The following is a 9,448-nucleotide window of genomic DNA, read 5'->3' as shown; positions in this document are numbered from 1 at the left end:
TACCGTCGTCTAAAAATGCGTTATGAGAAACTAGCTATGACACACGAAGCATTTCTTTCGTTGGCTTGTTCTCTCATTTGCTGGAACTTTCTTAAACCTTTAATTTAATTTCGCAACAGCTTCTAAGAAAACTCAAAGATGTCGCCAGACAGGATGAAATTTTTCAGCCAACGGTGGAACCTGGTAGAGGCTTTCCATTCTGCGAGGTCTGCGGACCAGTCAAAATCTGCAATTCTGGCGGTGAGTTAATCCGGGATGCTGAATTGTGGATACCATACGAAGACATTATTTTTGCGTCCCCTGTCCTTATCCTGCATTACATGGAAGTGCATCATTATCTTCCCCCGGCCGAGTACATTGACGCAATCATTGGTATTGATATAAGGCAGCCATTTGATGCGGAGAAGGTCTATAGAGATAAGCTTGTTATCAGTGGCTGGTTTTATCGGGAAAGGTAAATAGCTGGTCCAGACCTTATATTTAAAAATATCTTTCCGGAAACATGAGTCAACTGAAAAGGATGCAATGAAAAAATTTATCAAAGCTTTAGGGGTATTTCTCTTTTTGATATTTTGTTTCCTGGTCTTCGTTTCTTTTAATCCGGAAAGTTCATCGGTTATATTGAATGGTATGGCTGTAGATTCTGAGTTTTATCAGAAAACGCAGAATGCGATGTTATTTCTGATGCTCTTCCTGATCTTTACTCCGCTGCAGATTTTTGTTGTCTATCTACTTTTGAAATCAAATAAAGTAGATGCACTTAAAAAATTCGTCTTCTTTTCTTTGATTATGTCGATTGCCTGCTCGCTGATGGCGTATTACTTTTCTGGCGTGTTTCCATTCAGAATACCTGTGGTGAATTGACAGGTGCTGTTACTTCTACTGCAGCAGGAAAATTCCCAATCCTTTTTCATATTTGCTTGCCTAGCGCGCGGAAGAAATGTTTTTCTGGAAAATTGAGGCAACATGCGGCGCATTGCAATGCGCCCTACGTTACGGCGCTGATTGAAAATGAACTATACGTAAGTGTTATTCGATTAGTCTGAGAGTGCGATGTTCTCAAGACATTCTTCAATTAGCTTGCTGCTGATTTTTTGAATACCTTGATTGTTAAGGTAGGAGTACATCATCATAGTGGGGGTTGCCTCATGTTCGATATGAACAGCTGCATTCAGAAAATCTGTTTTTTTTAACAGTGATTCAAAAGGAGTAAGCTTAAGCTTTCTTCGCAAGCATCAATTTTCACGGAACAGGCTTGTTAGGATGTGGCAAATGCGAGGTAGATGGCCTCCAATTTTTGCTGTTACTTTGCTGTTACGCTCATTGAGCGTAGCCTGTCCCACCCTAAACTTCTCCCGCGATCTTTGAGAGCGAGGGATACAGAATGAGATATTCATGAAAATAGAAATACGCCCAGCCCAACCTGAAGATGCCGCTCTGATCCATGCCTATATCACCGAGCTGGCGATTTATGAACGAGCTGAGCATGAAGTCATTGCCAGTGTCGAGGATGTCAGGCACAGCCTGTTTGCGGCTGACAGCCCGGCGCGTGGCCTGATATGCAGCATAGACGGCTTGCCGGTTGGCTATGCAGTTTATTTTCTGAGCTATTCAACCTGGCTGGGGCGCAAGGGCATGTATCTTGAAGACTTGTATATTTCACCCGGCCAGCGTGGTAGCGGCGCGGGCAAGGCCTTGCTGCGGCATTTGGCCCAGGTGGCGGTTGAGAGTGGCTGTGGCCGTCTTGAATGGAGTGTGCTGGACTGGAATGAACCGGCGATACAGTTCTATTTATCGATAGGTGCGCAGCCGCAGGATGAATGGGTGCGTTATCGCCTTGCTGGTGAAGGTTTGCAGGCTTTTGCGGCTGGTGACAAGACGCTGGCTGCAGCCTGATTTTGCTACGATCATCGACCTTTTTTCCTTCTCGGTCCTTGCAGTTTTTGAGGGTGGTGTTGGCATTATGTTAGCATTCTGCTTTGCCAGGGTGAGCAAAATGCAAATACAGTGTTTAAATGCAGAGTTTTATATCACTCACAGGCCACCTGTCTGCTGGTACCGGTTTTTCAAGGCAGAGACAGACAGCATGATCAATCGTTGAGATAAATAAAGGCAGTATGATGACTATCCAAAAACAGGTATTGGCAGTTTTATTATTGGCAGGCAGCACATGTGTTGTCCATGCAGGCGATGTGTCGGTCAATATGCCGGGCATCAGCGTCAAGGCGCAGGACAATGGGGGCAAGGCAAATGTGCAGATGCCCGGTGTGAGCGTGAATGCAGTGCAGGGTAACGGTAACGGTAACGGTAATGGTAATGGCAACGGCAACGGCAATGGCGCTGGCAAGCAGGCTGGACGCGCCGATGGTGGGCGCATCATGGGCAATGACATGAGCAAATCTACGCAATGCAATGGCCAGCCTGTGAGCATACAGGGCAATGGCAACCAGATCAGCCTCAGCGGAGTTTGCCCTCAGGTCAGTGTGAACGGGAATGAAAACCAGATCACGATAGAACAACTGGGCAAGGTGCAAGTGGTGGGTAACGATAACCAGGTCAAGTGGGCGCAGGGACTGAATGGGGCTAAGCCGCAGGTGCAGAGTTCGGGTAACGATAACCAGATCAGCAGGCAGTAAACGTGCAGGTCGGTTGATTTGAAAAGGGTGTGGATAATCAAGCAGATATCCACACCCTTTTTATTTACTAATCGATATACCCATCGCTTTACTCATTGTTTGGATTACTCATTGTTGGGATTGCGTAATGAGCGGCTGAGTTGCGTGAAGTGAGGCAGGGCGGTTTCTTCGGCATCGGCTGCTGCGTGTGCTGCTTGTGCTGATTGTCCAGTAGGTGCCGCGGCTTCCTGCACTGCCTTGAGTGCCATGGCAGGTGCTTTTTCTGCAAGGTCAGCCTGCTCGGCGGCAGTCAGGGCAGTCAATGGTTTGTCGAGGAACTTGTACAACAGGCTGCGCTGGCCTGCCGTCATGTCGCGTGTTACCGGCATGAACAGATAGCTTTCAAATGCAGCAGGGGCTGTCAGGCGATGCAGGATGCCCGCATATTGATGCACCTGGGCCGGATTGGCCAGGTCCAGCCAGTTGTCCATGCAGGGTGCCATGGCATTCCAGTTGATGAGCACGTATTTATACACATTGTCCCAGGTCGGGGCCATGGCGGCTATATTGCTGTCTGCCTGGCGCACGCGTACGTAGGCATAGGTATTGGTCTGGGTATCGAGACCCTGGGTTGGCGGCGGCGCGCTTTTTGCAGGGACCGGCAGGTAGGCATATACCGTGCCCTTGGTGGCGCTGGCAGTGATGTTTAACACCCCTTGCGCATCGGTCTTGAGGTTTTGCGTACCCGTCACCTGGCCGCCGCTGGCCGACAACTGGAACAAGGTAACATCGCTGACCTGATGCAGCGGCTTGCCGCGTGAATACAGCGTGAACTTGACATTGCCGGCAGGGCCCTGGTCCAGATACAGGTTGGGCGTGTGTGGTATCAGGCGCAAGACGCTTTCTTGCAGCAGCAAGCCGTATTTGGAGCTGTGCAGTTCAAGCTGGCCTTTTTCTATATCCTCAGGGTTGACCTTGCTGATGTCAAAAGTAACGATGCCTGCGCCTGCCTCATAGGCCTTGCGGTCATACTTGTCGTAGTTGATGCTGGCGATGGCGTCAGCCTTGCCAGTCAAATAGAGCTGCAATGTACCCAGGTCTTGCTTGGCCAGGTCCATGCCGGTTTCGCTGACGCTGTTCGACAAATCCACCGTCATGATGCCTTTGCCCTGGCGTGCATGGGCAGCAGCGACAAAGGCCTTGTCATTATCGACTGGCAACAGGGCGCGGTCACCTGGTTCGTGCATGGGTTCGTCCTTGCGCCAGACGCCTATGGTACCGACCACCTGGCTGCGTGCAGGGTTAGGCTGGAAGCCGCCTTTGATGAGCTTGTCACGCAGTTGCTGGAATTGTGCCGTCGTGGCTGGTGCGCCTGCGGTAGCCAGGTCCGCATCATCAAAATAGACGGTGCAATAGGCATTGAAGCTGACGACGATGCCTTGTGCATCACTGTCTTGCAGTGCATGGTGCAGGGCGGCTAGCGCATCACTCTTGTGTACATCAATCTGCAGGCCGTGCTTGGAAAAGGATGTCTGCCAGTTGACCGAGGCTATGCCAGCGATGATGCCTTCGGCATTGCGCTGAAAGTTGATATAGCGTGCCGTAAAGCGCTGGTTGCATGGCGCGGCAACACGGCAGCCGCCATCTATGCCAAAGCTGATGCCGTCAAAGAATAATTGCGAAGTGCAGGCACCATAGGGTTCCAGGTCGATCAGCATGGCGCTGAGCTTGGCGGGGGCACCAACCAGTTTGTCTGTGGTGACCGGCCCCTTGCCCAGATCGACACTGGAGACTTCGGTATTAAAGAATTGCACACGGTGGGTGCCATGCGGGTTCCAGTTACCGCCACCAGCACCGGTCTTGACCGATTCAATCGCGCTCTGGCGAAACTGTTGCATGGTCTCGGCCGGTGTCATGACGGTCTGGGAAGTGTTCTCGTTATAAAAACGTGGGTAGTTATTGGTGACGATGGGGTCCCAGGAAATCTGCCCCTTGAAATGGATGCGCGGCGTTTGCAGGATACTCATGCTGTTCTCTCCCGATTCAGATTTTTTTGTAGATGAATGCTGGCCCGGCGACTTTGTGCTTGTCGTTCAGGGGCGTATGCAAGGCTTCAATCGCAGCCATGCGCAAATCAAACATCTTGCGCACCGCAATGCCGAGTTGTGCCGCATCACCATTCAGGGCCAGGTTCAGTGCATCAACCATGGCGCTATAGGCCTTGGTGCAGGCATCCTGCGCTGCCCTCGCTGCCGCTGGTTCCTTGGAAAAATCATGCAGCTGTGGATCAGCAATCGCAGGAAAAACCTTGGCATAATCCACACCCAGCGGCCCACCCCAGGAAAAACCCTGCGGCGAATCACTGGCTGTCAATACCTGGTTACGGTAGATTTCTTCAAAGCGATAAAAGTGCGCGAGTTCATTACTAAAGTCCAGCGGGCTGGTACTGGCACCTTCACCTTCAGAGACGATAACCTGTATCGCCCTGTGGGCATCTGCATAGTTATTCACAGCAAACAGCTGACCTGCAAAAAACTGCTTGTCATCGATCTGGTTGCGATTGGCCTGCCAGGCAGTGGCGGGCAGGGTTTTGAGATACGCATCCAGCGCATCATAAAACTGGCCTATGGTGACAGCCTTGACCGCAGGCGCAGCCAATAGCTTCAGTTGCGGGAATTCGATAGGATCTACCGGCATTTCTATGTTCATGCCTTGCTGCATCGCGGGCTTGCCAAACGGCAGTATGTGCAGGGTCAGCACCTTGCCGTCGTGACCTATGTCACCGGGCAATGGGCCGGGGTAGGTCGGTGGCTGCAATTTGGGGCTGCCACCAAGGGCATTGAGGATATTCGCCGCCAGGCACAGATGGATCATCTCCTGGTGCGTGATGGAGCGCAGGCGCGCAGCAGCAGGTGCATTGCTGCCCGGCAGTATCGTCAGTTGCGCATACAGATAAGGCGGCAGGGTGCCAAATTCTACGTTGATGGCAGTCTCCAGCATGGCCTGCGCCTGCGCCACGCTGGTGATGGGCGAAAGTTTAAGTAAGATCATGCTTGCCCCCTGCAGGCAGCGTGACAGCCAGACGTTAAATGCGTATTCATAGGGAGGTTCTCCTCGGCAAGAAGTGAAATGGTGAAAACATACATGGATGACATACTCGCTGGCAGTCTCCGGTTTTTCCTGCGGCAGGTGATACAGGTGACAGATAAATGTGGGCCACAGGTAATGCGCAAACATGATCAAAACAGGCCAGAGCGATCAAGGCTGACCTTTACCACATGTAACCGGCAGACATTATGGGTGGGACATGGCAGCAGGCCGTAACAGAATCAGCCCGCAGTACCATGAGTTAAAAGGAAGCATCCCCCTGTTTGCGGCGGCTACAGAAGTCAAATGAATTAATAATTTGAATTTACTATATGATAATAGTCAAAGACAGAATGTTTTGTCAAATTTGCATTAATGAGACAGATTCGTCAGAAAAATTACCTGAACAAATGGGATGCAGGAAGGGGTTGGCTGGTGGACAGATTAACTGGGTGCGACCTGCCGCCCAGCTTTCTGGTATTACTTCACGGAGTTGTATTTTGATACTTTCAGAACAGAGAGGAAAAACTCCAGATCGCAAGTTAAGCAACGGGTGTCAAGATCATCCGAGACACCCGCTACGATCTACGCCACTTCAACATGCAAAGTTTCTATCAAATCAGAACTTGTAAATCGCCCCAATGTTGATGAAACGACCTACCGCACCTGCCGAGTGCAAAGACAGATTGTATGGACGCCCACTGCCGTAGGTGCTGACGTCAACAGGTGGGGCCTGATTGAACAAATTAGAGACCGATGCATGCAAGGTCCATTGCTTGCCCATCTTGTAGTTAAGCGACAAATCAGTTTCCAGGAAGGGTGATACCCGGCAGAAACGTGCAGGTGTGTTTCCTTCTGGGAATACACCATTCATTTTGCCACCCTCACTACATGTGGTCTGTCCCAGGGTAGGATCAGTCAGGTCGTAGCCAGATATCCAGTGCAGGCTGGTAGCAACCTCCAGCTGGCCCATATTCCATGTCAGGTCCACCTGCGCCCGGTCTTTGGGGTTGGCGGTATCGGCGCCAATACCGGCTGGCCCGTGCGTGCCTGCCAGTTCATAAGTCTTGCCGTCGATAGTCATGGCATAGCTGAAGGCGTGCGTATATTGAAACTCGGCCTTCAGGCTGCCATATTCCCCCAGCTTGAATGTATAGCGGGTGTCGAATTCGATACCGCGGGTGCGCGTGCTGTTGGCATTGACCGGGGTAGCTGGATAGTAGGCGATCCGGCCAACAGGGGGCGTACACGAAGTGGTGCCGCCATTACCGTCAGCGCAGTCGCTGAGTTCAGGGGAGTTGCGCACCGGTGTGCCAGAAAGCGGGCCACCAATAATCTGATCCTTGACGGTGATCTGGTAAAGATCAATTGCCGTGCTCCAGCCTTTGACTGGTTCCAGTATCACGCCCAGGGTGGCCGATGTCGATTTCTCAGGCTTCAAAGCCGGATTGGTCGTGGTCAAACCGATCAGCGACTCGTTGCAAGAGGCGACGACAGTGCCTTTAGGATACATGCCATTGGCCAGATAGCCGCCAGGGCACAGCACCGGATCGTTAGCATTACCGACGCCGCCGCTGCTTGCCGAATTACCGTTCTCGGCCGGGCCCGGTGCACGGAATCCTTTAGCCACTGTGCCGCGCAGCGCAAAAGCGTTGCTTGGCGTCCATTTGAACGCCAGCTTGGGCGTACTCGAATTGCCAGCCAGGCCGTAGTGATCAAAACGGACGGCACCATCGATTTCCAGACCCTTCAGCACCGGCGCGATGAATTCGGCATAGGCAGACGTAGCCGTCTCAGAACCAAAGGCATACGCGCCGTTGGTCAACCCATCTGCTTGTGGCATCGAAGGTGCCGACAACTTGGTATGGAAAGACTGCAGGCCCATACTTACCATCAGATCGCCACCGTCAAGTTTTGTCAGCGCACGCGCGGCACGCAGCTCGCCAAAGGTGAGCTCTGAAGTGTCGAAGGACGAAACTGTCCTGAAGATGTTTGCCATATCGGCTGCGCTATTTGTTCCCGTCACCGAATATGGATTGCTGCTGCGATTCAAGGCAGCATTCATCGCCGGCACATTCACATTACCTGTACTTACCCGGTTCAGGTTGTTGCGGGTATAGCCGAGCGACGCGTCGATGTCCCACGCACCAAAGGTACCGCTAAGATCAGCCACCAGGCGGTAAGCCTTGGAATCGGTAGTGATGTTACGTGCCGGCGCACCCGGGATGGGGCCGCGCACAATGGCTGGCACGCCAAACGGATTTCCCGGATAGTCGGCGGGCACGCGGATGGAGGGAATGGCTGTGCCAGCGACATAATGAGGTGCCACGCCGGACACCATTTCCAATTGAGTGGCATAGGACGACGGGAAGTTGCTGAATCCCTGTGGCAGGGTAGCCTTGCTTTCAAACAGGGATGCCTTGATATTCACTTTCCAGTCCTGGCCCAGATTTTTGGTATAACTGCCCAGGATATTGATGTTTTCCGTCTTCGGTTGTAGCTGTTTGAACGGATCATCATAGGCGCACCCACCGGATGCCAGTTGGGAATAGCTGCCACAAACCGTACCGGGGAAGAAGGCGAAAGCAGCACTGTTGTCAGCGCCAGCTACCCGCTTCACGTTTGGATTCAACAGATAAGGCGACAGCACCGTGGGTGCCGTTGATTGCGGGGTCACGACACCCAGCGCCTTGTTCGCGCCGCCATAGGCTGACATATCCAGGGCCTGCCACAGTCCTGCGTCACGTCGCTGCGTATAGTAAATTGGGTCCTGCTTGCGATATTCCACGCTGATATAGGAATTAAAACCGTCCTGGTCCAGTTTGCCGATGCCGTGGCTAAACGTTGCATGAGTTGTGCTGCCGCCTCCCTGGCTGGTAGTGCCTGTCTCGGCTGACAGCGTAGTGCCGACCAGATTCTTTTTCAGAATAACGTTGACCACACCGGCCATGGCATCAGAACCATAGACCGCAGAGGCACCATCCTTGAGGATTTCAATTCTCTCCACAGCATCAAAGGGAATATTCGAAATATCGACAAACGAACGCGAGCCATCATCGGCCAGCGGGTAGCCCGCCATGCGGTGACCGTCGATCAACACCAGGGTAGCGTTGTTGTTCAAGCCGCGCAGCGAAATGCCGCTGCCACCCGCTGCGAAACCACCAGAAAATGTCTGACTCAGCGTTCCCGCCCCGTTGGCTGTTATATGCTGCAATACCTCTGACACCGAGGTGTAACCGGAATTTTTTAGATCCGCTGCATTAATCACCTGTACCGGACTGGGGGTCTCAGCGTCGGCGCGGCGGATGTAGGAGCCGGTGATCTCGACGCGATTTACAGGGCTTGCCTTGGGTTCAGCTTCTTGTGCAAATGCGATGCCGGTGAACGAAGCGGAAAATGCTCCGGCTGCGACGAGTGTTGCAATTGCCTGGGGTAATACCTTCAATTTGTTCGTCATATCAATTCCTTTTTTGTTTATTCGAGTCTCCGTGTTTACTCCCTATGCAGGTCAGCCATCGCTCGGCAACGATGGCCAGACCAATTCCTTGATGCGTGATTTTTTGACGAGGCGTGAATCTTGACGAGGTCGCAATGATGGCGCCCTTTGCGCCAACCAATGCCAGGCCCGGCTGCTTCAAAATTGTGTTGCCATCGTTCGCGTCACCAGGTCGGCGCGGCTGGCAAACGCGGCACCTGATCGCTCTTGCAAGCGAGCTTCAGGCTTTGAATATGGCGAGTGCCAGTAT

6 protein-coding genes are annotated in these 9,448 nt (G+C 52.4%); 3 read left to right on the top strand and 3 right to left on the bottom strand.

What is annotated here, in order from left to right; translation table 11 throughout:
• Positions 1-525: 525 nt before the first annotated feature.
• The 3 genes from ACO0LL_RS22180 to ACO0LL_RS22170 all read left to right on the top strand — a co-directional run bounded on the left by ACO0LL_RS22180 (position 526) and on the right by ACO0LL_RS22170 (position 2,636).
• Positions 526-864, top strand: coding sequence for a hypothetical protein (locus tag ACO0LL_RS22180; RefSeq protein ID WP_422952993.1), 339 nt, complete (start codon positions 526-528; stop codon positions 862-864).
• Positions 865-1,395: 531 nt separating this feature from the next.
• The gene (locus ACO0LL_RS22175) at positions 1,396-1,896 is read left to right on the top strand and encodes a GNAT family N-acetyltransferase (protein WP_422952992.1); all 501 of its coding nucleotides are present in this window, start codon (positions 1,396-1,398) and stop codon (positions 1,894-1,896) included.
• 224 nt (positions 1,897-2,120) lie between these two features.
• On the top strand, positions 2,121-2,636 hold the full coding sequence (locus tag ACO0LL_RS22170; protein WP_422952991.1) for a DUF3060 domain-containing protein: 516 nt from the start codon (positions 2,121-2,123) through the stop codon (positions 2,634-2,636).
• Positions 2,637-2,740: 104 nt separating this feature from the next.
• On the opposite strand, the gene ACO0LL_RS22165 is transcribed toward ACO0LL_RS22170, so the two are convergent.
• The 3 genes from ACO0LL_RS22165 to ACO0LL_RS22155 all read right to left on the bottom strand — a co-directional run bounded on the left by ACO0LL_RS22165 (position 2,741) and on the right by ACO0LL_RS22155 (position 9,159).
• On the bottom strand, positions 2,741-4,642 hold the full coding sequence (locus ACO0LL_RS22165; RefSeq protein ID WP_422952990.1) for a hypothetical protein: 1,902 nt from the start codon (positions 4,640-4,642) through the stop codon (positions 2,741-2,743).
• Positions 4,643-4,658: 16 nt separating this feature from the next.
• Positions 4,659-5,666, bottom strand: a complete 1,008-nt coding sequence (locus ACO0LL_RS22160; RefSeq protein ID WP_422952989.1) for a ferritin-like domain-containing protein — start codon at positions 5,664-5,666, stop codon at positions 4,659-4,661.
• Between the two features lie 655 nt (positions 5,667-6,321).
• Positions 6,322-9,159 (bottom strand): TonB-dependent receptor plug domain-containing protein, encoded by a 2,838-nt coding sequence (locus ACO0LL_RS22155; protein WP_422952988.1) that lies wholly within the window; start codon positions 9,157-9,159, stop codon positions 6,322-6,324.
• Positions 9,160-9,448: the final 289 nt, after the last annotated feature.

Source organism: Undibacterium sp. TC4M20W (assembly GCF_049340245.1).
In the GTDB taxonomy this organism is placed as follows: domain Bacteria; phylum Pseudomonadota; class Gammaproteobacteria; order Burkholderiales; family Burkholderiaceae_D; genus Undibacterium.
This window is presented reverse-complemented; position numbering and strand designations above follow the sequence as displayed.